20 protein-coding genes and 1 tRNA gene are annotated in these 22,919 nt (G+C 69.3%); 17 read left to right on the forward strand and 4 right to left on the reverse strand.

Annotated elements, in window-relative coordinates:
- The first annotated feature begins 42 nt into the window (after nt 1-42).
- The 3 genes from ACK8N7_RS20220 to ACK8N7_RS20230 all read left to right on the forward strand — a co-directional run bounded on the left by ACK8N7_RS20220 (nt 43) and on the right by ACK8N7_RS20230 (nt 3,088).
- Nucleotides 43-1,248 carry a DNA polymerase III subunit delta' gene (locus tag ACK8N7_RS20220; RefSeq protein WP_500443563.1) on the forward strand — a complete coding sequence of 402 codons (1,206 nt, stop codon included), beginning with the start codon at nt 43-45 and terminating at the stop codon, nt 1,246-1,248.
- 111 nt (nt 1,249-1,359) lie between these two features.
- Nucleotides 1,360-2,889 carry an alpha/beta hydrolase gene (locus ACK8N7_RS20225; RefSeq protein ID WP_403214682.1) on the forward strand — a complete coding sequence of 510 codons (1,530 nt, stop codon included), beginning with the start codon at nt 1,360-1,362 and terminating at the stop codon, nt 2,887-2,889.
- A 125-nt stretch (nt 2,890-3,014) separates the two neighbouring features.
- A tRNA-Thr gene (locus tag ACK8N7_RS20230) sits at nt 3,015-3,088 on the forward strand.
- Between the two features lie 594 nt (nt 3,089-3,682).
- Here ACK8N7_RS20230 and ACK8N7_RS20235 read toward each other — a convergent pair.
- Nucleotides 3,683-4,237, reverse strand: coding sequence for a hypothetical protein (locus ACK8N7_RS20235; RefSeq protein WP_403214684.1), 555 nt, complete (start codon nt 4,235-4,237; stop codon nt 3,683-3,685).
- 253 nt (nt 4,238-4,490) lie between these two features.
- On the opposite strand from ACK8N7_RS20235, the gene trhA reads away from it, so the two are divergent.
- The 6 genes from trhA to ACK8N7_RS20265 all read left to right on the forward strand — a co-directional run bounded on the left by trhA (nt 4,491) and on the right by ACK8N7_RS20265 (nt 10,383).
- On the forward strand, nt 4,491-5,276 hold the full coding sequence (gene trhA / locus ACK8N7_RS20240; protein WP_403214686.1) for a PAQR family membrane homeostasis protein TrhA: 786 nt from the start codon (nt 4,491-4,493) through the stop codon (nt 5,274-5,276).
- Between the two features lie 1,258 nt (nt 5,277-6,534).
- Nucleotides 6,535-6,873 carry a helix-turn-helix domain-containing protein gene (locus ACK8N7_RS20245; protein WP_403214688.1) on the forward strand — a complete coding sequence of 113 codons (339 nt, stop codon included), beginning with the start codon at nt 6,535-6,537 and terminating at the stop codon, nt 6,871-6,873.
- A gap of 656 nt (nt 6,874-7,529) precedes the next feature.
- Entirely contained in the window at nt 7,530-7,733 is a 204-nt protein-coding gene (locus tag ACK8N7_RS20250) for a cold-shock protein (RefSeq protein ID WP_403214690.1), read from the forward strand.
- A gap of 319 nt (nt 7,734-8,052) precedes the next feature.
- Entirely contained in the window at nt 8,053-9,564 is a 1,512-nt protein-coding gene (locus tag ACK8N7_RS20255; RefSeq protein ID WP_403214692.1) for a DEAD/DEAH box helicase, read from the forward strand.
- A 46-nt stretch (nt 9,565-9,610) separates the two neighbouring features.
- A complete protein-coding gene (locus ACK8N7_RS20260; RefSeq protein WP_403214694.1) occupies nt 9,611-10,015 on the forward strand; it encodes a CBS domain-containing protein in 405 nt (134 codons plus the stop codon).
- 56 nt (nt 10,016-10,071) lie between these two features.
- Entirely contained in the window at nt 10,072-10,383 is a 312-nt protein-coding gene (locus tag ACK8N7_RS20265) for an SCO5918 family protein (RefSeq protein ID WP_403214696.1), read from the forward strand.
- Nucleotides 10,384-10,486: 103 nt separating this feature from the next.
- On the opposite strand, the gene ACK8N7_RS20270 is transcribed toward ACK8N7_RS20265, so the two are convergent.
- Nucleotides 10,487-10,846: a GvpU-like protein gene (locus ACK8N7_RS20270; RefSeq protein ID WP_403214698.1), complete on the reverse strand. Its 360-nt coding sequence runs from the start codon at nt 10,844-10,846 to the stop codon at nt 10,487-10,489.
- Nucleotides 10,847-11,085: 239 nt separating this feature from the next.
- Nucleotides 11,086-12,357 carry a PP2C family protein-serine/threonine phosphatase gene (locus tag ACK8N7_RS20275; protein ID WP_403214700.1) on the reverse strand — a complete coding sequence of 424 codons (1,272 nt, stop codon included), beginning with the start codon at nt 12,355-12,357 and terminating at the stop codon, nt 11,086-11,088.
- 1,136 nt (nt 12,358-13,493) lie between these two features.
- On the opposite strand from ACK8N7_RS20275, the gene ACK8N7_RS20280 reads away from it, so the two are divergent.
- Complete coding sequence (locus tag ACK8N7_RS20280; protein WP_500443567.1) at nt 13,494-13,838, forward strand: PRC-barrel domain containing protein; 345 nt, start codon at nt 13,494-13,496, stop codon at nt 13,836-13,838.
- Nucleotides 13,839-14,097: 259 nt separating this feature from the next.
- Here ACK8N7_RS20280 and ACK8N7_RS20285 read toward each other — a convergent pair whose 3' ends face one another.
- Entirely contained in the window at nt 14,098-14,514 is a 417-nt protein-coding gene (locus tag ACK8N7_RS20285) for an ATP-binding protein (protein ID WP_500443569.1), read from the reverse strand.
- Nucleotides 14,515-15,517: 1,003 nt separating this feature from the next.
- Here ACK8N7_RS20285 and ACK8N7_RS20290 point away from each other — a divergent pair.
- From ACK8N7_RS20290 to ACK8N7_RS20320, 7 genes are all read left to right on the forward strand, one after another.
- Nucleotides 15,518-18,229: a BTAD domain-containing putative transcriptional regulator gene (locus ACK8N7_RS20290; protein ID WP_500443571.1), complete on the forward strand. Its 2,712-nt coding sequence runs from the start codon at nt 15,518-15,520 to the stop codon at nt 18,227-18,229.
- Between the two features lie 354 nt (nt 18,230-18,583).
- Nucleotides 18,584-19,612 (forward strand): LuxR C-terminal-related transcriptional regulator, encoded by a 1,029-nt coding sequence (locus ACK8N7_RS20295; protein WP_403214708.1) that lies wholly within the window; start codon nt 18,584-18,586, stop codon nt 19,610-19,612.
- The gene (locus ACK8N7_RS20300; RefSeq protein WP_403214709.1) at nt 19,609-20,235 is read left to right on the forward strand and encodes a pyridoxamine 5'-phosphate oxidase family protein; all 627 of its coding nucleotides are present in this window, start codon (nt 19,609-19,611) and stop codon (nt 20,233-20,235) included. Before ACK8N7_RS20295 ends, ACK8N7_RS20300 begins: the two co-directional genes overlap by 4 nt.
- A 289-nt stretch (nt 20,236-20,524) precedes the next feature.
- On the forward strand, nt 20,525-21,397 hold the full coding sequence (locus ACK8N7_RS20305; RefSeq protein WP_403214711.1) for a diiron oxygenase: 873 nt from the start codon (nt 20,525-20,527) through the stop codon (nt 21,395-21,397).
- Complete coding sequence (locus ACK8N7_RS20310) at nt 21,394-22,236, forward strand: class-II aminoacyl-tRNA synthetase family protein (protein ID WP_500443573.1); 843 nt, start codon at nt 21,394-21,396, stop codon at nt 22,234-22,236. The genes ACK8N7_RS20305 and ACK8N7_RS20310 overlap by 4 nt, the downstream gene beginning before the upstream one ends.
- Nucleotides 22,233-22,664: a holo-ACP synthase gene (locus ACK8N7_RS20315; RefSeq protein WP_015609406.1), complete on the forward strand. Its 432-nt coding sequence runs from the start codon at nt 22,233-22,235 to the stop codon at nt 22,662-22,664. Before ACK8N7_RS20310 ends, ACK8N7_RS20315 begins: the two co-directional genes overlap by 4 nt.
- Nucleotides 22,661-22,894 (forward strand): phosphopantetheine-binding protein, encoded by a 234-nt coding sequence (locus ACK8N7_RS20320; protein ID WP_015609405.1) that lies wholly within the window; start codon nt 22,661-22,663, stop codon nt 22,892-22,894. The genes ACK8N7_RS20315 and ACK8N7_RS20320 overlap by 4 nt, the downstream gene beginning before the upstream one ends.
- Nucleotides 22,895-22,919: the final 25 nt, after the last annotated feature.

Genomic DNA, 22,919 nt, shown 5'->3' on the forward strand with positions numbered 1-22,919 from the left:
CTTCGCACCACCCGCACGACACCACCGGAAGGGCGGTGACCCATGACCGTATGGGACGACCTGGTCGGACAGGACAGAGTGAGGGAACAGCTCGCCGCTGCCGCCAAGGACGCCGATGCGCTGGTCACGGCCGTCTCCGACGGCGAGCCGGTGGAACAGGGCTCGAAGATGACCCATGCCTGGCTGTTCACCGGACCGCCGGGTTCCGGGCAGTCCACCGCCGCACGGGCCTTCGCCGCCGCGCTCCAGTGCACCAGCCCGGACCGGGCGCTGGGCGGGGAGCCGGGCTGCGGCTTCTGCGACGGCTGCCACACGAGCCTGATCGGTACGCACGCCGACGTCCAGGTGATCCGCACGGACCTGCTCTCCATCGGTGTGAAGGAGACCCGCGACCTGGTCCGCCGCGCCCAGCTCTCTCCGGCGGTCGGCCGGTGGCAGGTCATCGTCATGGAGGACGCCGACCGCCTCACCGAAGGCGCGGGCAACGTCCTGCTGAAGGCGGTCGAGGAGCCCGCGCCGCGCACGGTGTGGATGCTGTGCGCCCCTTCGCTCGAAGACGTGCTGCCCACGATCCGCTCCCGCTGCCGCCACCTCACCCTCGGCACCCCGCCGGTGGAGGCCGTGGCGGACGTCCTGATCCGCCGTGACGGGGTCGATCCCGAGCGGGCCCACTCCGCGGCGCGGGCCACCCAGGGGCACATCGGCCGGGCGCGCCGCCTCGCCACGGACGAGCGGGCCCGGGCGCGGCGGGCGGCGGTGCTCAAGGTTCCGCTGCGGGTCGCCGATGTCGGCGGCTGCCTCAAGACGGCCCAGGAGCTGATCGACACGGCCACCGACGACGCCAAGCAGATGGCGGACGAGGTGGACGTCAAGGAGACCGAGGACCTGAAGGCGGCGCTCGGCGGGGTCGCGGGCGGCCGGATGCCGCGCGGCACGGCGGGGGCGATGAAGGAGCTGGAGGACAAGCAGAAGCGCCGCAAGACGAGAACCCAGCGCGACAGCCTGGATCTGGCGCTCACCGAGCTCACCGGGTTCTACCGCGATGTGCTGGCCCTCCAGCTCGGTTCGCGGATCGCCATCGCCAATGTGGACGTGCAGGACTCCCTGGACCGGATCGCGGAGTCCTCGACCCCGGCGCAGACCCTGCGCAGGATCGAGGCGGTGATCGCGTGCCGGCAGGCGATGGACCGCAATGTGGCGCCGCTGCTCGCGGTGGAGGCGATGACGATGTCGCTGAGAGCGGGCTGAGAGCGGGCTGAGAGCGGGCTGAGAGCGGGCTGAGGGGGCGCAGGGCCGTCCCTGTTCACCCGAATGAGCAGGGAATCGGACGACTCGTCACCCGGCGGATACGCTCCCAGGATGGATACCAGGCGCCTGCTCCGCACCTTCGCCATCGGGATCGGCACTGCCGGCCTGCTCGTCTCCGGCTGCAGCGGCGGCGGCTCGTCGCCGAGTGCCTCGGCCACCGGCACGGCTGCCCCCGACGGGCTGAGCTCGTACTACGCGCAGAAGCTGAGCTGGCGCGACTGCGGGGTGGAGGGGTTCGAGTGCACGACGATGAAGGCCCCGAGGGACTACGACAAGCCGGCTGACGGCGACATCGACCTCGCCGTCTCCCGTAAGAAGGCCACCGGCCCCGGCAAGCGGATCGGCTCGCTCCTGGTGAACCCGGGCGGCCCCGGCGGCTCCGCGATCGGCTATCTCCAGGGGTACGCGGCGCTCGGCTACCCGGCCCAGGTCAGGGCCCGCTACGACATGGTGGCCATCGACCCGCGCGGCGTGGCCCGCAGCGAACCGGTGGAGTGCCTCACGGGCAAGGAGATGGACACCTACACCCAGGTCGACCAGACACCGGACGACGAGGCGGAGGTCCAGAAGCTCACCGCCTCCTTCGAGAAGTTCGCGCAGGGCTGCGAGAAGCGGTCCGGCGAGATTCTCCCGTACGTCTCCACCGTCGACACGGCCCGCGACATGGACGTCCTGCGGGCGCTGCTCGGTGACGAGAAGCTGCAGTACGTGGGTGCCTCGTACGGGACCTTCCTGGGCGCCACGTACGCGGACCTCTTCCCGGAGCGGGCCGGGCGCCTGGTCCTGGACGGTGCGATGGACCCCTCCCTCAAGGCCATCGAGATGAACCGCGATCAGACGGCGGGCTTCGAGGGTGCGTTCCAGTCCTTCGCCGCCGACTGCGTGAAGCAGCCGGACTGCCCGCTGGGCACGACGTCCACCGCCGACGCGGCGACCGCGCTCAAGCAGCTCTTCAAGGACCTGGACGCGAAGCCGATCCCGACGGGTGACGACCGCGAGCTCGGCGAGTCCCTGGCGACCACCGGGGTGATCGCGGCGATGTACGACGAGGCGGCCTGGCCCCAGCTCCGCGAGGCGCTCGCGGGTGCCCAGCGCAGCGACGGCTCCGGCCTCCTCTCGCTGGCCGACAGCTACTACGAGCGCGAGCCGAACGGAAAGTACGCGAACCTGATGTTCGCCAACGCCGCCGTGAACTGCCTGGACCTGCCGCCCGCCTTCGACAGCCCCGACGCGGTGGAGAAGGCGCTCCCCGACTTCGAGAATGCCTCCCCGGTCTTCGGCCGCGGCTTCGCCTGGGCCTCCCTGAACTGCGCCTACTGGCCCACCAAGGCCACCGGCACCCCGCACCGCACCGAGGCGAAGGGCGCCGCCCCGATCGTCGTGGTCGGCACCACCCGCGACCCGGCCACCCCGTACAAGTGGTCCCAGGCCCTCGCCGGCCAGCTCTCCTCCGGCGCCCTGCTCACCTACGACGGCGACGGCCACACGGCGTACGGCCGGGGCAGCGACTGCATCGACACGGCGATCAACACCTACCTCCTGGAGGGCACCCCGCCCACCGACGCCAAGAAGTGCACCTGACCCCCCTGGCTCCCTGACCTGCCCTGACCTGTGCAAACGCCTCCGGGGGTGCCCTGTGCGGAGCACCCCCGGAAACTGTGTAGACTTGGCCCCGCTGCTGATCGCACCATAGTGCGACAGGGCGTGCCGCCTTAGCTCAGCTGGCCAGAGCAACGCACTCGTAATGCGTAGGTCTCGGGTTCGAATCCCGAAGGCGGCCCAAAGAACCCCAGGTCACATAATCCGTGACCTGGGGTTTTCTCTTTTGGTGACCGTGGTATCACGGCAGATCGGTCACTTATGGTCTGTTCGCCTCAATGCGTAGGTCGCAGGTTCGTTGCGCTGTGGCCTGAGAGTTCCGGCAAGGCTCTGAGCCGCAGCTCTGGTGCATTTGAGCCCCTTGGTGACCGAGTGATCACTTGCTCCGGTGGACAGCCGGTGGACAAGCGTGCTTGACGCTGCTTCAGGGAAGCCTGCGCTTTCCGTGGGGAGGGGAAGGCTTCAGATGCCTGCGGAGGGACGGTTCGGCCGGAGTGCTTTCTGTGCTGGTCCGACATAGGGAAGAAGCCTCTGAGCAGCAGCTGCCTGTCGCTGTTCCACCAGCCTGCTGGTCGCCGCCGGCCGTCATGTCCCTCGCTGTGTGCGGGAGCGCAGCGACCGCTTGTGGTCTGGGCCAAGTGCTCTAAGGGGACGCGCCTCGTGGTGTGCCGCAGGGTCACGGCACCTCACTCACGACCCAGCTGTGCGAACCCGAGCCGGCGGCTGCCATCCGCAGCAGACGCGCCGTTGCCGAGCCCAGCGCGAGAGCCTGTTTTCAGACGTTCGACCAAGCTTTGAGGAAGGCTTTCCGCCCAACAGGATCGTCCGACCTGCGGTCGGAGTGCAGGACGTGCCACGCGGTGAGTTCGAGATCGCGGAGCCATAGTTCGCCGATGACCTGTGTCTTGAGGTCGGGCAGGTGGTCGGACTCGATGAGGGCTTGGCCGATCACCTCTCCGGCTGCGAGGCGTTGGGGCGGGGTCATCTCGTCGACGGCCGAGAGAATCTGTCGGGCCAGGGTGGTTCCCTCGCCTGTCAGCGATTCGAGTACGCCGGCCTTGATAGCGGCGGGCAGTAGGTAGGCGGTTCCCGAAGACCTCCACAGGTCCGACCAGAAGCGTTCTCCTGCCTCGGTGGGGGCGGGGAGCGCGGCCAGCAGTCCGAGGAGATGACCGATTGCCGCGTAGCCACCCGAGTGGGCAGCCGCGACGACTGCGATGCCTGCGACGCGCTCCACGTCGACCTGGCTGGTTTCCGAAGCGGGGCCCAGCTGATGCTCCAACTGATCGGCCAGAGGGGTGGACAGGTGGGGGTGAACTTCAGGAAGCATGGGCGCTCCTTGCGGGTGGGCGGGCGGAGATGCCGCTTCGGAAGCCCTGATCGTTCCCCACCGCCGGTCGGTCTACTCGGCTCCGGCAGGCCGAACCGACGTCGGGGTCGCGGGGGCTTGCATGACGGCGTCGGTCCCGCGTCGAACGACAAGCCCTTTCGCCGGGACCTCTTGAAGGGTTTCGCGTGGGTTTTCGTAGCATGAGCGCATGATTGCCAGTGACGCCCATGAGTCCGGTGGAGGTCGGGCAGCTATGTCCCGTGATGCAGCTGAAGCCGGAACCGTCCACGTCGGCTCAGGGCGTGGAGAGCGCGGCGAAGCCGCTCTGCCCCGCGAAGCACCGGGTGACGACGGAGCGAAGAGCGGTCATCTGGTCGCTGCTCTGGTGGAACAGGCTGTCGACCTGGTGGAGCCGGTCAAGCCGAGGCTGCGTGGCTGGCTGCACGCGGGGATGGTCCCCGCCTCATTGATCGCGGGCATCGCGCTGATCTGGCTGGCTCGCACGCCGCAGGCGGCCTGGGCCTGCGCCGTGTACGCGGTCACTGCCTGGCTGCTGTTCGCGACGAGTGCCGTCTACCACCGCGGTACCTGGGGGCCGCTGGGGGAGGCTCTCCTACGACGTCTCGACCATGCCAACATCTTCCTGATCATCGCCGGTACCTGCACCCCTCTGGCCGTGCTGCTTCTGCCGCCGAGCGATAGGCCCGTGCTGCTGTGGACCGTGTGGGTCGGCGCGTCGGCCGGCATCGCGTTCCGGGTCCTGTGGGTCGGAGCGTCACGCTGGCTGTACACCCCGTGTTACCTGGCTCTGGGGTGGGCGCCTGTGTGGTACCTGGCCGACTTCCTGCACACCGGGGGAGCGGCCGTACTCACCCTGATCGTGGCCGGCGGTCTCCTCTACAGCGCGGGCGCGGTCGTCTACGCAATCCAGCGGCCCGACCCCTCACCTCGCTGGTTCGGCTTCCACGAGGTCTTCCACGCGCTCACCGTGGCAGCGTTCACCGCGCACTACATCGCCATCCTCCTGGCCGCATCCTGACCGGTCGCCGCCCTCGGCGGGAGCCCAGGGCGCAACCAACCGTGATGCGTTCAGCAGCGTGCTCGGGCGCCGTCGTACCGGGTGAGGAGGTGCTGACGGGCTTTCAGGTCGAGGGCCCGCATGCGAGGGGCCGCGGGCTGTTGTCGTGGACGGCCACCGAGCTGCTGTCCTAGCAGGTGACCAGGTCCAGGTGCCGCAGCCTGGCGCAGTGCCTTGGTGGCGAGCTCCGAGACGACCAGGACCGCCGTGCCGACAGCTCCTGCTGGGATCGTTGGGACGAGTGCTTCGATGAACTCCCGTGCGGGCAGGAGGGACGTCGCGCTCCTCGTGTCCATCAGGCCTGGTCCTGTCACCAGTGCCGGGGGCCTGTCTGCCGGAGCGCTGTGCCCCGGTCTGCCGCGCTCCACCTGGATGCGCCCCCGACTGTGGAGCGTGTCCACCGGATCGGCGGCGCAGTCGGAGAGGCCGGCTGCTCGGGTAGCGCTCCTGGCCAGGGTGCAATGAGCTCGGCCGGGACGGCCTACACGTGCACCGTCCGTGGCTCGGACAGAGAGTCTCTCCGGCTAGCATCTGAAATTCTGTTCCGGCTGAGGTAGACATTGGCGCGCAGGGTGGTTATGGTTTCTCTCGTAGCCAAGAAGGGCAGCAGAGTTTGGCAGAGATGAACTGCCAGGCAGCAGTACTCAGCAGTTGCAGTGTGCAGGTCGGTGCGGTGGTGGAGTTCTGAAGCCAGGGTTGTTGCAGGATGGCGACGGGGCTGGCGACCGGACCGGGTGGCCCGCAGTTTTCAGGGGCTGCCGTGAGCAGAACCGCAGGAAGCAAGTGCAGTCCGCAGTACCAGTGGTTCCTCGGTAAATGGCGTCTGGCTGCGGCGCGCGTACCGGGAAGTTCGGCAGTGGGGTTCTAAGCCAGAGAAGATGCAGGATGGGCGACGGGGCTGGCTGCCGAAGTGGTGCTGTGAGAGGCCACCAGGAGTACGGAAGCGGTTTGTCCAGAGGGAAAGAACGGAGGAGTTGAGCGCCATCAGGATCGCCCGGGCGGAAGTGTTGGGCCCGGGTACCGCAGGACATCGTGAGTGAGGTGGTCTCCGGTCAAGCAACCGCGATCCCCGCAACCCCGGACCTCTTCCCGGTAGGTATGCGGAAACACAGAGCCGGCGTAGCCGATCAAGGCCGGCTGATGGTGTAGCAGTTCCTTCGGGGCCCTGGTGCCAATGGCACCAGGGCCCCTCCAACGCGTGTTCCACAGGAAGGTACAGATGACAGCAGACGACTCGTTCGGCCGTCTCGACGACGACGACTACCCCGCCTACACCATGGGCCGGGCAGCAGAAATGCTCAACACCACACAAGGGTTCCTCCGCGCCATCGGCGAAGCCCGCCTCATCACACCCCTGCGCTCCGCGGGCGGCCATCGCCGCTACTCCCGTTACCAGCTCCGCATCGCCGCCCGCGCCCGCGAGCTCGTCGACGCCGGCACCCCGATCGAGGCCGCCTGCCGCATCGTCATCCTTGAGGACCAACTCGAGGAAGCCCAGCGCATCAACGCCGAACATCACCGAGACACCAAGCCGCCCGGCAAGCCGACCTCCGCCTGAGGCGCTGCGCGTCCGGTGGAAGACCGGCAGGTGCCGGACTCACCTGCCGGAAGTGCGCTTGAGGGCCGTCTCCCCTGCGGTTGTCATGCTCGAAAGAATGCTCTCGTCTTCGGCGTGGGTGCTCTGTCGTGCCGCTGTTTCTTCGCGCAAGATGTCCATCGGCTGGTCGGGGCGGCGTCTGCAGGCGGCTTCAACACGGTGAAGGGCTTCGGCTGCGGCGTCAGAGGCAGCTTCCCGGACGCGTACCGCCCCGTTCGTGAGGTGCCCTTCGGACTACCGTGAACTCCAGTGTGCCGCCGCCGACAAACGGTCGGCATCCCCGCGCTGTGAAGGGTGAGCACCCTTCCGGCAACGCTGTGCTCAGGGCGGGCCAATATCTGTAGCCACGGCGTGAGGGTTTAACGCGCCGCGCCGGGAGCGTTATTGCGGCGGCAAACAGAGTGGAGTTATTCGCCGTACGCGGACCATTACGGCATGCTACTGTCGATCTCGGTTGCAGTTGTGGTTCCCAGAACTTCAGGCTTCCGCGTGGGTATTTTCGACCAGTGGAAGCTTTAATTGTACTTCCGGTTTTCTCCGGTCGGGGCATCATCGCGGCGACGCGGGATCCGTTCATCACGGGTCTCGGCGTACCTGCCCCCCGAAGGAGATATGACATGGCGTCAGGCACTGTGAAGTGGTTCAACGCGGCCAAGGGTTTCGGCTTCATCGAGCAGGACGGTGGCGGCGCTGATGTGTTCGCCCACTTCTCGAACATCGCCGCCCAGGGCTTCCGCGAGCTGATCGAAGGCCAGAAGGTCACCTTCGACATCGCACCGGGCCAGAAGGGCCCGACCGCCGAGAATATCGTTCCCGTCTGACGCTGACGCGCACTTCGTAGCTGGGTCCCGCATCCTTCGGGGTGCGGGACCCAGCTCCGGGCATCCTCCCGGAGCGGTGTCACCTGCGGCAGAACCTTCGCCCGCAGAGTCGCTGCCCACTGCTGCGGAGTCCCACTCGCCAGGGGCTGGATTCCTCGCCCCTATGGCGTGACTCATTCCATGGCCTGCATCCCGATCCGGGATAAATCGCCGGCCTCACTTAATTTTTGCATTTCGCTCGGCCCGTTCTTGTGATTCCTTGCGCTGTTCTTCCGCTGCGGGAAATCCTTGATACGTGCCGTATCAAGGAAGGTTCTCAATGAACCCCACACGTACGAACAATCGCTCTTCCCGCGCACGCAGCCGTACCGCCGAATCCGGTCGTGGCGGCAGCCACTTCAACTCGACCGCCCCGACCCGTTCGGCTGCCCCGGCCCGTTCCGGTGGTTCGGGCCGCTCGGGTGGCCAGGGGCGGCGGCCCACCGCGGTCCAGGGCGAGTTCGCTCTGCCGGTCACGGTCACTCCCGCGCTTCCCGCGGTCGAGGCGTTCGCCGACCTCGACATGCCGGGGCAGCTGCTGGCGGCGCTGACCGCGCAGGGGGTGAGCGTTCCGTTCCCGATCCAGGGGGCGACCCTGCCCAACACCCTCGCGGGCCGCGACGCCCTGGGACGCGGGCGCACCGGCTCCGGCAAGACCCTCGCCTTCGGCCTTGCCATGCTGGCCCGCACCGCCGGTCAGCGTGCCGAGCCCCGACAGCCGCTGGCCCTGGTCCTCGTGCCGACGCGTGAGCTGGCCCAGCAGGTGACCGACGCGCTGGCCCCGTACGCCCGCTCGGTCAAGCTGCGGCTGGCCACCGTGGTCGGCGGAATGTCGATCGGGAGGCAGGCCAACGCGCTGCGCGGTGGCGCCGAGGTTGTCGTGGCGACGCCGGGCAGGCTCAAGGACCTCATCGACCGTGGTGACTGCCGGCTCGACCAGGTCGCGATCACCGTGCTGGACGAGGCGGATCAGATGGCTGACATGGGCTTCATGCCTCAGGTCACCGAACTTCTGGACCAGGTCCGCCCCGAAGGGCAGCGGATGCTGTTCTCCGCCACCCTGGACCGCAACGTCGACCGCCTGGTCCGCCGCTACCTCAGCGACCCGGTCGTCCACTCCGTCGACCCCTCCGCCGGCGCGGTCACCACGATGGAGCACCACGTCCTGCACGTCCACGGCACCGACAAGCACCGGGCAACGACCGAGATCGCTGCGCGCGAAGGCCGGGTCATTATGTTCCTGGACACCAAGCGGGCCGTGGACAAGCTCACCGACCACCTGCTGGCCAGCGGTGTGAGGGCCGCCGCTCTGCATGGCGGGAAGGCGCAGTCCCAGCGCACTCGGACCCTGACCCAGTTCAAGACCGGGCACGTCACCGTGCTGGTGGCCACGAACGTCGCCGCACGCGGCATCCACGTCGACAACCTCGATCTCGTCGTCAACGTCGACCCGCCGACCGACCACAAGGACTACCTCCACCGCGGCGGCCGAACGGCGCGGGCAGGGGAGTCCGGCAGCGTCGTCACCCTGGTCACCCCCAACCAGCGCCGCGACATGACCCGCCTCATGACCGCCGCCGGCATCGTGCCCCAGACCACCCAGGTCCGCTCCGGCGACGAGGCACTCGGCCGCATCACCGGCGCCCAGAGCCCCTCGGGCATTCCCGTGACGATCACCGCGCCGGTGGTCGAGCGGCGTCAGCGCAGCGCGTCCTCACGCGGCCGGCGCAGCCCCGCCTCCACGGCCCGGCGCGTGACCGCGCATCAGTCCTCCTTCGACGCGGCGGCCTGAGGACTTCGTGATCCGGAAGCTGACTCACCTGTGCAGGAGGCACCTTTTGACGCTGGTCCAGATGCAGCCCCGCACGACCCAGGCCACAGCCGTAGGCAGGACGGTGGCCGAGGCCATGGACACCGCCGGACCGCAGGTCTGTGACGACATGACCGTCGAGGTGGCCCTGTCCGTCATGGCCAGTGCACGTACCGGGCATCTGCTTGTCTGCGACTACAGCGGCCTGTGCATCGGACTGGTCACCCACGCCCGGCTCGCAGCAGTCCGTGAGAGCTCGGCGTACTCGGACAGGGTCCAGCTGCGGGACATCCTCGGCGACCGAGGACCGTTCACCTCATCGGTGACCACCATGGCCGAAGCCGGGCACATGATGCGCTACAGCGACGCCGATGCCCTGCCCGTGGTCGACGAACACGGCAGTGCCCTGGGCGTACTCGCACTCGCCCGCTGAGCCGTCCCGTCCGCGGCAGGACCACTCCCTCTTCGTTTCTCTCCCTGTGAGGCATCATGCGCTGTGTCATCGCCCGCTTCCCGTTCGACCTGACCAGGAGCGGCGTCCTGGAATCGATGAAGGGCATCAAGCCCGAGCACGCCTCCGGCGAATCGGTGATCATCGGCCGACGCACCTACCCCGTCAAACAGGTCGGCCAGGTCATCACACGCCAGGACCGCCGCGACTTCAGCGCAGGAGAAGTCCTGCGGGCCATGACTCAGCTCGGCTTCACCTGCCGCGACCTGGCCCCGGTCCCCGCACCCACCCGCGTTCTCAACCCGGTGCAGCAGGCATCCGCGATGCTCGGCGCCCCTGTGGCCGCCTGAGCGACGGGCAGGCGCGAGCTGTCGGCAAGCATGGGTGAGGGTCCGGCCGGAGCACTCCGGCCGGACCCTCACGCGTATCGAGGTGCCCCGGCGAGGCAGCGGGTCAGTGGTCGGAGTAGCTGAAGTCGCCCATCGTCCAGGCGCTGACGTCCTCGATCGCGACCCGGTACATCCCGCCGGTCTCCGGGATCCCCACCGTGCCCTGCAGAATCCGCGCCACGTGGAAGTGCAGATGCGTGGGCGGCCCTTCCTCGGGTGCAGCAGTGGTGAACATGGCGGAAAAGTCGCCCAGGCGGGCCGAGTCCGCAAGGACCTCCGACACCCGCTGCCTCCAGACGGCTTCGGGTGCCAGCCGGCCCGTGATAACAGCACCACCGGCGACCACGGTCAGGGGCATCTGATTGCTGCGCCCGGACTCCACCAGGGCGACAACGTCAACAAGCAGCGCGTCAGGCTTCGACATGAGGCCGATTGTATTCGTCGGAAGTTGGCAGGCTTTCCCGCGCTGCCGCTCCGGGCAGGACAGCGCTGCAGCCCTGTTGCCGGATGCGCTGAACCGCCTGTGAGCGGCACCGCAGCCAACACTTCTCCTGCCTGCGGACGCCTGCTCCGAGAGGGAGACGAGACGGCTTGCCTCCGTATCGAGTCGGTCCTTGCGCTCGGCGCATGCTCCGTTACGGGGATGGGTTCGGCCGGGCACCTTCAGCTTCGAGGTCCTGCGGCCGGTGGGGGAGAGGTGTGCTGTCCTACCGTCGGGGATGCTTCGGAGACGTCGGCGCCGTGGTCCGCGTCGCGGCGGGTGGACTGGGTGCCGTACCAGTCCAGACACATCACGGTGGCGTCGTCGTGCAGGCGCCCGTCATGGGTGCTAACGACGTGCTCGATCAGGACACGGGCAGCCTCCCGCGGGTGCAGGTCCTGGGTGCTCTCGATGAGGGCCGGCAGATCGAGATCCGCAGCGCTGCGCTCCAGCATTCCGTCGGTGAGCATGACCAGCCGGTCGCCGGCCTGCAAGTCCAGCTCCTGGACCGAGTAGGTGTGGGGTGCTATGAAGCCGAAGGGCATGTCGACGGCCGGTGTGATCTCCTCGACCTTCCCGCCGCGCAGGCGCAGGGGCCAGGGGTGGCCGGCGTTGATGAACTCGGTTCGACCGTCGTGCAGGCTTATCCGCAGCAGTTGTCCGGTGACGTAGCGGCCGCCGCTGTGCTCTGCCACGGCCCGGTCGGCGCTCTGCGCCTGTTCGGCGAGGCCGGCCCCCTGCCTGCGGGCGCGGCGCAGTGCTCCTACGAGGAGCGTGGCCAGGAGCGCGGCGTCCACGTCGTGCCCCATGGCATCGGTGACGGACAGCTGGACGTAGTCGCGGTCTATGACGTAGTCGAAGGTGTCGCCGCCGACATGCTCGGCCGGCTCCAAGGCCCCGGCGACCGCGAACTGGGCCGCCTCGCAGGCCAGCGACGTGGGCAGCAGCCGGTGCTGGATCTCGGCGGCCAGGCCCAGCGGGGAGGTACGCCGACCCCACTGATACAGGTCGGTGAAGGGCCGGTTCGCGATGATGATGTAGGCCAGGGCGTGGGCACTCCGGCTGATTCTCAGCAGCGTGTCCGCCCCGGGGTGCTGGGGCAGATGGAGCTCCAGCAGTCCGAGCGCATCCCCGCGATTGGTGACCGGTGCGATCACCCGCGTCCACGCACCGCCCTCTGCGGCCTCCACATGCGGCCGTTGGGTCCGGATCACCTTGTCGTAGACGGTGCCGGAGACGGCGATCGGGTCTGCGGAACGCTCCAGGTCGATGTCATCCGCGGTGCCCAGGCGGACGACGGAGGCGCCCGTGAAGTCGGTGATCAGGAACGATACCGACCGGGCCCCGAGCTGTCTTCGCAAAGAAGCGGCTATGACGTCGACGGACTCCACCGGCGGCGCAGCCTCCGCCGCGGCCAGTGCCTCACCCAGACCGTCCTTCTCGCTGTCCCGCATGGAAGCGACCTCCCGCCAGCGTGCCCGCGTGTACGTGCCTGGCGACACGACTTTCCGGCCGAGCACGACAGGGAAGTTACCCCACCGCAGGGTACGGCTTACCTACTCGGTCGGGCGACGAGCCCCCTACCCGACTGGTCTGCTCTCGCCGCGGGTGTCGTGTTCTGGTGATGCGCCGCGAGCCGACCGCAAGGATGCGCAGCCGCTGTGCTGCGTCTGCCGACACCCTGGGCGGGGACACCAGCGGGTACCGGCCTTGATCCAAGGAATGAGGTGGCAGGAACGCCGGTGAGGACCTGGCTTGGGGAGGCCGTTCGGCGCAGTCGGAAGACATGAGCTGCTTGTCCATCCATGGACAGCAGCGAGAGGGCCGGAGCGCGGCCGTGACCGACTTCCCGGCCTGGCGAGAGTGGAGCTCATGAGACCGGAAGCGGAGGTGGCGAGGTGCCGAGACAGCCCTGAGACACCGGCGAGGCGCGGACCACCTCGGGAGCCTTCAGTCGAACCGGCCCCGTTGGGCCTCCCAAGGGGCTTCTGCTCTTAGATGGAGTCGGCGCAACGTGCTTTCCGTCTCACGCCTGAAGTGTTCGTAGGACACCAGACGCTGCCACAGCGGGTCAGGACGGCAGGGGACGGTGGCCCCTTCGGCTGACCATTCTTCGGCGAGCCGGCTGTACAGAGGTGTACTCCCGTTCATCGCTTCGTCAGAGGCCTGCCCTCGGGCGTGAGCCGGGCTGCAGGAATGCTTGCCGCGCGCTTGCTCCGGAAGACGAGGGCCGGCTCTGCGCTTGCCACCACCGGCCGGTGCGCTGCGGCTCGATTCGGCCCCATGATCATTCGTCACATGTGCCAGAACGATTCGTCCACCTCTCCGGATACTGCTGCCGTACTTCCTCCGGCCGGCCCTGGCCCTCCTTTCGCACAACGGCCGCCTCAGCCACAGGGCCTTGGCGGTCGCGGAAGCCGCCACCCAACCCGTTCCGTCGGCAGCCGACTTGGCTTGCCTACGCACCGACCGTCGCATCGAATGCCTGATTGCTCGGCACGTGGCAGGGAAGGAAGGGACCGTCCTAGGAGACCAGGCCACCGTCCGCGGCTCGCCGGGGCGAAGGGCTGGGTCTGTGAGCAGTATGTGGATGTACGCGCAGGACAGCGGTCACACGGATGGCCAGCCGCTGGTGGGCTTCACCGTTGAGGCCGCGGACGGGGGCATCGGCCACGCAGACCGTCAGCAGGACCAGCCCGGCATGCAGCACCTGGTCGTCGACACCGGTGTCTGGAAGTTCGGCGGATGCGTGCTGATCCCGGCCGGTGCCGTCATTGCCATCGACACCAGGGCGCAGACGGTGAAGGTCGCACCGTCCCGGGAGGAGATCAAAGCCGCTCCCCGATTCACCACCGACAGCGAGACAGGTGATCCCGACCACCTGTTGGCGGTCGGTTACTACTACCTTTCTCTCCACTCCGCGCCCCTTCGCTGAACCTGGGCGCAGTCGGCGGGCCCACCTACCAGGGAAGCTGGTACTCCACCGTGACGCCGACCGGCCCTGGCACGGCTGCCTCGTCAGCTCCGGCTCCGGTGTACCGGCGGACAGCAGTTCCCGCCCTTCGCCCGGGGACGGAGTGGCAGGGAGGGCGTCGGCCCTGCGTTGCAGTCGCATCAGATGGTCCGGGCCGCGTCGAGGGTGGCGTCCAGAATCACTCCCCCGTGACCCGGAGGTCTTGCTGTCCGTGGCGGTGTCAGCGGGAGAGGAGGGCCGTGACGGTTTTGCCTCCGGCTGCCCGGTGCGTGACCGCGGTCGTGCGGGCGAGGCGGTTGACCATGGGCCAGCCGAAGCCGCCGCCGGAACCGGTCAAGTCGGGGGTCCGCATGCGCGGCCATCGCGGACTTGTGTCGTCGACAGCGACCTCGACGGCGTCGGGGTGAGCGTTCAGACGGAGCGTGAAGGTGCCGTCGCCGTGGCGCAGGGCGTTGGTGACGAGCTCGGAGACCACTAGGACGAGGGTGTCCGCCACGTCCGGACAGGGCGTTGGGACCAGGCGGTCGGTGAAGGCCCGGGCGGCCTGGCGGGCTTGGCTGACGCCCGCTGCGCTGTCGCCCCGGACCGCGGTCGGTACGGGGGTCGCCTCTGAGATGGTGATCTTCGTGCTGTTCATGCGCGTACACCCCACCTGCAATCGGTTGTGGCGCTTGTGCCGTGCTGGCTCGCCTGCCCGTTTCCGGCGGCGCTCACACCTTGAGGCCCCGCTCCGGAGGATCAGGCCGACTATGCGTACCGTAGGACTTCACTGACAGCTTCCATAGAAAATCTGTTGTGGCGGATGTAGACATGTGGGTGTCGCTGGAGCTGGTGTCCTGTCCGTAGCCAAGAGGTCGAGCAGCACCGGCAGGCATGAACTGCCGTGAAGCACTGACGCAGTTGCGGGATGCAGGACGGTGCGGTGGTGGAGTTGTGAAGCCGGGATCGTTGAAGGACGGCGACGGGATCGGCCCCGGACCGGGTGGCCCGTAGTGGATCAGGGGTCGCCGCAAGCAGTACCGCAGTCCGCAGTACCAGCAGTACGCCTTTCCGGCGCAGTATCAGGGCTGGTGGGCGGTGCAGCAGTGCATTCGGGCCCCGGCGCCAAGGGCACCGGGGCCCGAATGCGTTTCGCGGACTGGGCCTTGCGGCGGTGCTGGGCGGCCGCGCGTTGTGGGAATGGGACAGTCGTCCTCGTGACGGTGCAGCACGGGGTGGCACAGGCCAAGCTGCTGCATATGCTCTGATCAGGAAAACGTCACGAGATAGCGCAACAGGGCGCCAACCGACATGATCGCTCGTGGTCTCGTGATGCGTAGGTCTCGGGTTCGAATCCCGAAGGCGGCCCCATTGGAAGCCCGGCTCGGACCCGTCTGAGCCGGGCTTCTTGCATGGTGTCCTCCGGTGGTGCCGAGCGTCCGGAATTTCTCCCGGTCCCCTCCGGGGCGATCGAGGTCCATGGCCCCGGACCCCGGCCCTGAATCCCGCCCCCGTCCGCGCGTCGGATGTCCCCTTGCCTGACCCATTGGTCTAGTCCAAACTGATCCGCGACGAAGCCTCTGCAGAGTCGGCCGTGCACGGCCCGCAATGCCGCAGCCGGTCGTGATCGAGGGGGGCGGTCATCGGATGAGGGGGATGGCATGTCGGAGAGGACGTCGGCCGTGGGGCTTGCCCCGGGGGGGCCGGCAGGTGAGCAGGGGTCGTTCGGACCGCGGCTCCAGGCGTTCCGCAGACGGGCCGGGCTGAGTCAGGAGGTGGCCGCGTTACGGGCCGGGATCAGTACGCGGGCGCTCCGTGACATCGAGCGCGGCCGGGTTCAGCGGCCTCAGGCGCGGACGCTTCAACGGCTGGCTGAGGTGCTGGAGCTGACCGGGGGTGAGCTGGCGGAGCTGCTGGCCACCACCCGTACCGGGCCACCGCGTGGCGCTGCCCGGCCCCGGCTGCTGATCCTCGGGCCGCTCGCCCTCCAGCGCGGCCGGGACCCCGTGCCGGTGACCAGTCCGATGCTGCGGCGGCTGCTCGGACTGCTGGCGCTCAAGCACCCCGAGCCCTCCACCCAGCGGGAGATCACCGACACGCTCTGGCCGTCCGGGCCGCCCAGTTCGCACCAGAGTCTGATCCACACCTATGTCAGCCAGGTGCGGCGGCTGCTGGAGCCGGGCGGTCCGCGGACCGTTCCGGCGCCCACCATCGTCCGGACGCCCACCGGATATCTGCTCCAGGCGTCCCGGAACCAGATCGACCTCGGCCACTTCGACGAGCTGCTGGCCCAGGCGGAACGGCTGCACCGCGCACCGGACCCGGGGGCGGCGTACGAGTCGCTGACGCAGGCGCTGCGGTGGTGGCGGGGGCCGGTGCTCGCGGACGCGGATCCGGTGCTGCGCCAGCATCCGGCCGCGGTGGTGGCCAACGAGCGGCGGGTCAAGGCGGTGCTGCTGTACGCCGACACGGCACTGCTGCTGCGCCGGCCCGAGGAGGCCGTCCCGCTGCTCTGGGACATGGTGAACACCGAGCCGCTGCACGAGGGGCTGCACGCCCGGCTTATCCTCACCCTCGGCAGCTGCGGGGAGCAGGCCGCCGCGCTCAACGTCTTCAGCCGCCTGCGCGACCGGCTCGACAAGGAGCTGGGCATCGCGCCCAGCGCCGAGGTCCGCGACGCCCACCTGCGGGTGCTGCGCCAGCAACTGCCCCTCGCGCAGCGCCCGGATCGTCCCGCACCGGCCGGCCGCACGGCGCCCGTCGGCCCGTCCCCGGCCCAGCTGCCTGCCATGGCCGGCGCCTACGTCGGACGGCGACGGCAGCTGCGGGAGCTGGACACCCTCCTCTCGCCCGACCCGGGGGGGCGCGCCCACGTGGTGGCGGTGGTCGGCGCGCCCGGCGTCGGCAAGACCGCCCTCGCCAAGCACTGGGCACACGCGCGGCGGAAGCACTTCGAGGACGGGCAGCTCTTCGTCGACCTGCGCGGCCACTCCCCGCTTCCCACGCTGCGTCCCGGCGACGTCCTGGCGCAGTTCCTCCGGGCCCTGGGCGCGCCGCCCGACCGGCTGCCCGCGGACGAGGACGAGGCGGCGGCGCTGTACCGCACGCTGCTCGCCGACAAGCAGATGCTGATCGTGCTGGACAACGCGCGCGACGCGGAGCAGGTCAGGCCGCTCATCCCGGGCGCCCGGGGCTGTGCGGTGGTGATCACCAGCCGCAGCCGGCTCGCGGGCCTGGTCGCGAGCGACGGCGCCCGCCAGCTCGCCCTGGACGTCCTCGATCCGGGCGAGGCCCGCCGGCTGCTGGGCAGCATCATCGGCGAGTGCCGGGCCACGGCCGAGGAGGAGGCGGCCCGCAGGCTCGTGCAGCTCTGCGGCGGCCTGCCGCTGGCCATCCGGATCGCCGGTGCCAACCTGGTGGCCCGCGACACGGGCATCGCCGACTACTGCGCCGAGCTGGCGGGCGACGACATGCTCAGCCGGCTGCGCATCGAAGGGGACCGGCGCTCGACCGTGCGGGCCGCCTTCGACCTCTCCTACCTCGCGCTCCCGGCCGAGGCCCGGCGGATGTTCCGGCTCCTGGGCCTGATGCCGGGACCGGACGTCTCGGTGAACGGAGCCGCAGCGCTGACGGACTCGACCTCGGCCGCGTCGGCGGGGCTGCTGGTGAGCCTGACGGATGCCCATCTGGTGCGGGAGCGGGCGGCCGGCCGCTTCGGGCTGCACGACCTGGTGCGCTCCTACGCCCGCGAACTGGTCAGCGGCCAGGAGGCGCACGCCGCCCGACAGCGGCTCTTCGAGTGGTACCTCTACCACGCCGACGCGGCGGCCCGGCTGCTCTACCCGGCGGAGCCGGGGGCGGGCCCGTCCGCCGGGGCCCCGCCCTCGGCCGCGCTGGTCTTCTCGGACCACGGCGAGGCCTCGGAGTGGCTGGACAGCGAGCGGGAGAACCTGGCCGGCGCCGTGCTGCAGGCGGCCGGCTCCGGCTTCACCACCATCGCCTGGCGGCTGGCGGAGAGCCTGCACAGCTTCCTCTCGGTGGGGATGTACACGGGGGAGTGCCTCAAGGTCGCGACCGCCGGACTCTTCGCCGCCGTCGCGGACGGCGAGCTGCGGGCCCAGGCCGCCGCCCAGCTGCGGCGCGCCGAATGCCACTGGGCGCTGGCGAACAGGGCGCAGGCGGTGGAGCTGTTCGGCAGTGGGCTGGAGCTCGCGCGGCAGGCCGGCTGGCCCGACGGGCAGGCGCTGGCGCTGCGCCGCATCGGCGCGGCGCACCGGGAGAACGGCTGCGACTACCTCGCGCGCGATCTCACCCGGCGCGGCGACGCGGCAGCGGCCGTCGAGGGTGTCGTCAGCCTGGGGCTGAGCTGCTGAGGGCTCCGGCGGCAGGACAACTACTCCGGCAGTTGTACGAGTTCTGCCGGTCACCCCGGGCCGGCCGGCGGCGGGCGGCGTAACCCTAGGCCAGCACCGGTCTGTCCGGCCCGAACCGGCCTCCCGGGGTGCTCGTCGGCCTCTGGTCCAGCTGTAGGAGACCGACCAGTCCGGGACCGTACTGTGGCGGCACCGAACCGCTTCGCACCCCACCGCCCGTCCCCGTGCCGACTCATGAGGTGACATGTCGCCCCAGCTCCCGGTGGCCTTCGCAGCCGCCTGTGCGGGGCATGTTCCGGCCGCTCTCCCCTTCGGCCAGGCCAACATCATCCGCGCGCTCAGAATGAGGTAACGATGCAATTCGCGGCACAGGCCCCGCTCGGGGGAGACCAACGGGCGGACGAGATGGACGAGTTCGTGATCGCTGTCTATGAACGCGCCATCGGGCGAGGGGCGTTCGATCCGGCCCGGATCGCGGAGGAGCTCGGTGTACCGGCGCACCGTGCCGAGCAGGCGGTCGGCGTGCTGCGCGAACTGCGCCTGGTCAAAGCGGCGGAGGGTGGCACGGACCGGCTGGTCGCGGTCAGTCCGGAGGCCGCCCAGATGGAGCTGCTGGTCCCCCTGGAGCGGGAGATCCTCGACAGCCGCCACCGACTCGCCGGATTCAAGGGGCAGTTGAGTTCCTTCGTGGCGGCCTTCGAGAAGCAGGCCAGAACCCGCACCGAGCCGGTGGTGATCACCGGTGACCAGGAGGAGATCGAGCTGCGGCTGCTGGAGGCCGCGCAGAGCTGCACCACCGAGGTCCTGGTGATGCAGCCCTGCGTGGCCCGCGAGACCCGTGAGCTGCGGCTGGCCCGCCCGCTGGTCCTGGAGGCGCTGCGGCGCGGTGCGCGGGGGCGGATCCTCTACCCCCATACCGCGCGCGGCGACTCGGGGACGCGCGCGCACCTCGGTGAACTCCTGCCCGCGGGGGGCCAGGTGCGCACCACCAAGGAAGTGAGCGACCGCTTCCTGGTGTTCGACCGGAAGACCGCCTTCATCCCGTCCGGTGAGGACGGTGAGATCGCCGTCGTCTACGAGAGTACGGTCGCGGCCTTCCTGGCCGGACTGCACGCCAGGGTCTGGGAGTCCGCCGTGGACTTCGACTCCGGTGCGGCCGGCTACGCCGGGACCATGGAGGAGCTGAAGGTGACCCTGCTCTCCCTGCTGGCCTCCGGTGCCAAGGACGAGGTCATCGCCCGCCGTGTGGGCATGTCCGAGCGGACCTTCCGCCGCCATGTGGCCACGATCATGCAGGACCTGTCAGCCAGCAGCCGCTTCCAGGCCGGCGTGCTGGCCGCCCGAACCGGCCTGGTCGACCTGGCCCTGAGGAGTGCCGTATGAGCCGCTTCAACCAACTCGCGCAGACCACCGCGGTACGCCAGGTCCAGGAGGAGATGGGCAGCGCCAAGGCGGCCGGCCGCCGGGTACGGGAACCGGTCGAGGAGCCCGATCCGCTCGACGCGCGGTCGGCCGACTTCATCCGCAGCCTCGACGGCTTCCTCTTCGCCAGTGTGGGCGAGACCGGCTGGCCGTACATCCAGTTCAAGGGCGGCCCGCAGGGGTTCGTCCACATCCTGGACCCCTGCACGCTCGCCTTTCTGGACGTCCGGGGCAACCGGCAGTACGTCACCACCGGCAACGTGCGCGGTGACGACCGGGTCGCGCTCTTCTTCATCGACCACGCCCGCCAGACCCGCCTCAAGCTGTTCGGCCACGCCACCGCCCTGCCGGTCGACGAGCACCTTGAGCTCGCCGAGCGCCTGGAGTCGCCCCGTACCGAGGGCAAGGTCGAACAGATCGTCACCATCCGGGTCGAGGCGTACGCCTGGAACTGCCCCAACCACATCACCCCCCGCTTCAGCCAGCGCGAGGTCTCCGAGGCCCTGGCCCCGGTCCATGAACGCCTCGCCCGGCTGGAGGAGGAGAACGCCGCCCTGCGCGCGGAGATCGCCGCGCGCCGGTGACGGACGCGTGGAGCTTGCCGCGCGCCCGTGGCGGACGCGTGGACATCGCCGCGCGCCCCATGACGGTCGCGTGGAAATCGCCGCGCGCCCGTCACGGGCCGGTCCGACCGCTGACCGGATAGGGCAGCCGGTTCCGGCCATCGAGCAACTCCGTGAGGGAATCCCTGACCAGAACCGGAACGGCCCACTGGCCGAATTCGGCAGCCGGTTCCGGGCATTGAGGAACCCGTGCCCGGATTCCTAATCTGGATTCAGCAAAGAGCCTCGAAGCGAACGGAGGAATCACTCGATGGTCAGCGACGTGATCGACCGGAACGACCGGTTTCGGGGAATCCTGGACCGGCTCGCCACCAAGTCGATCGATGACTACTACAACCCGTACCGGCTCTTCGAGTGGCCGGACCAGCTCCCCGAGGACATGTGGTGGATGAGCCCCGAGCTCACCACCACATACGGGACGGAATGGGCCGAGAAGCTCACTCCCGAGCAGCTCCACACGCTTTCCAAGCATGAGAGTGTCAATTTCTACAGTCTCAATGTCCACGGCATCCGGGAACTGCTCGTCGAGGTGGTCAACCGGATTCACACCGCCGGATTCGAGACACCGTCGGAGTTCTTCCACCATTTCATCGGTGAGGAGAACGAGCACATGTGGTTCTTCGCCGAATTCTGCCTGCGCTACGGCAAGAAGATCTACCGGCAGCCGGCCGGCGGCGCCGAGGCGGCCGTCCCCTCGGACAAGATCCGGAGCCTGCTGGTCTTCGCCCGCATCCTGATCTTCGAGGAGCTGGTCGACCACTTCAACTCGGCGATGGCCGAGGACGAGCGGCTGCACGAGACGATCCGCGGCATCAACCGGATCCACCACCAGGACGAGTCCCGGCACATCGCCTTCGGCCGCGAACTGGTCAACCTGCTCCACCAGGACCTGAAGCAGACCGCCACCGAGCAGGAGCTGGACGAGGTCTCCACGTACCTGCGCCGCTACATGAAGCACAGCTTCGAATCCCTCTACCACCCCCAGGTGTACCGCGACGCCGGTATCGAGCGCCCGCACGAGCTGCGCCGGGCCCTGCTGGAATCCCCGGCCCGGGCCGAGGCCGAGCTGCGCACCTTCCGCAAGACCGCCAAGTACCTGGAGAAGACGGGACTCATCCGATGACGGCGACCCGACTTACCGGCAGCGACGGCGAGCCCGCCCTGGCCATCCTGGGGCCGCAGGCCACCGCGCTCGTCAAGGAGCTCGACCGGATCTTCACCGGCTGGGGGCTGGCGGACGGCGCCGAGGAGATCAGCGCCCCGCCGCTCTTCCCGGTGACCGACCTGGAGAAGTTCGACGTCTACACCAACTTCCCCCACCTCGCCTGGGTGGCCGGTTCGCTGGAACTGACGGACGATCAGTTCAAACCGGTGGCAGGCAAGTTCGGGCCCGGGGCTGTCACCGAGGCGCGCTACGGGCTGCCGCACGCCACCTGCTACGGCGCGTACCTCTTCCACGAGGGCGGCCAGGTCGCCGACGACTCCCTGGTGACCCTGGTCAACCGGTGCTTCCGCAACGAGGACCACTACAGCGGGCTGCGCCGCCTCGCCAGCTTCCAGATGCGCGAGATCGTCGCGCTCGGCAGCTTCGACCACACCCAGGAGGTGCTGGCCCGCTTCACCGGGCGAATCCAGTCCTTCGCCGCCGCGCTCGGCATCGAGCTGGGCCGGGAAGCGGCCGGCGACCCGTTCTTCCAGAACGACAGCGGCCGGGCCCTGATGCAGAAGCTCAGCCCGGTCAAGTACGAGTTCCAGTACGGCGACCTGGCGATCGCCTCGGTCAACACCCACCGCAACTTCTTCGGCGAGCGGTGCTCCATCCGCCTGGAGTCCGGGGAGCACGCCTACACCTCCTGTGTCGCCTTCGGCCTGGAGCGCTGGCTCGCCGTCCTGACCGAGCACTTCGACGCGGACCTCGGTGCCGCGCTCGACGCCGTACGCACCGCCGCCGAACCGTCGTGAGCCAGCCCCTCATCGGCGTCGACCTCGTGCCGCTGGCCCGGGTCGGCGAACTGCTGGACCCCGACATCGGACCGGTGCTCAGACGGTTCCTCTCCACCGAGGAACTGGCCGCCTCCCGGACCCCTGACGGGGCCCCCGACCGGGCCGGGATCGCCGGCCGGCTGGCCGCCAAGGAGGCCGTCTTCAAGCTCCTCGGCGCTGTCGGCAGGCCGGTCCCCTGGCAGGGCATCGAGGTCCTGCGCGGCCCCGGCGGCCGGCCCGGGGTCCGGCTCTCGGGCACGGCGGCCGAGTTGGCGCAGCACGCCGGACTCGGCCCGATCGACGTCAGCATCAGCCACGACGCCGGCTTCGCGATCGCCGTCGCGGCCGCCACCACCTCTCGACCGACCCATCTCGCTGGATCAGTGACTTCGAAGGGAATGCCATGAGTTCCGCAGGTATCGACAAGGTCCGGGACTGGATCCTCGGCCGTCACCCCGAGCGCACCGAGCTCGCCGCAGACGTCGACCTCATCGAGAGCCGGCTGGTCGACTCGCTCGCCTTCGTCGAGCTCGTCTACACCATCGAGGACGCGGCGGGCGTCGAGATCGACTTCGACGCCATCGACATCGAGGACTTCCAGACCCTCGCCACCATCGAAAAGGCGTTCTTCGCCTGATCCCCAGGATTCTTCCGATCCCGAG

It is taken from the genome of Streptomyces griseobrunneus, assembly GCF_046713465.1.
GTDB lineage: Bacteria > Actinomycetota > Actinomycetes > Streptomycetales > Streptomycetaceae > Streptomyces > Streptomyces microflavus.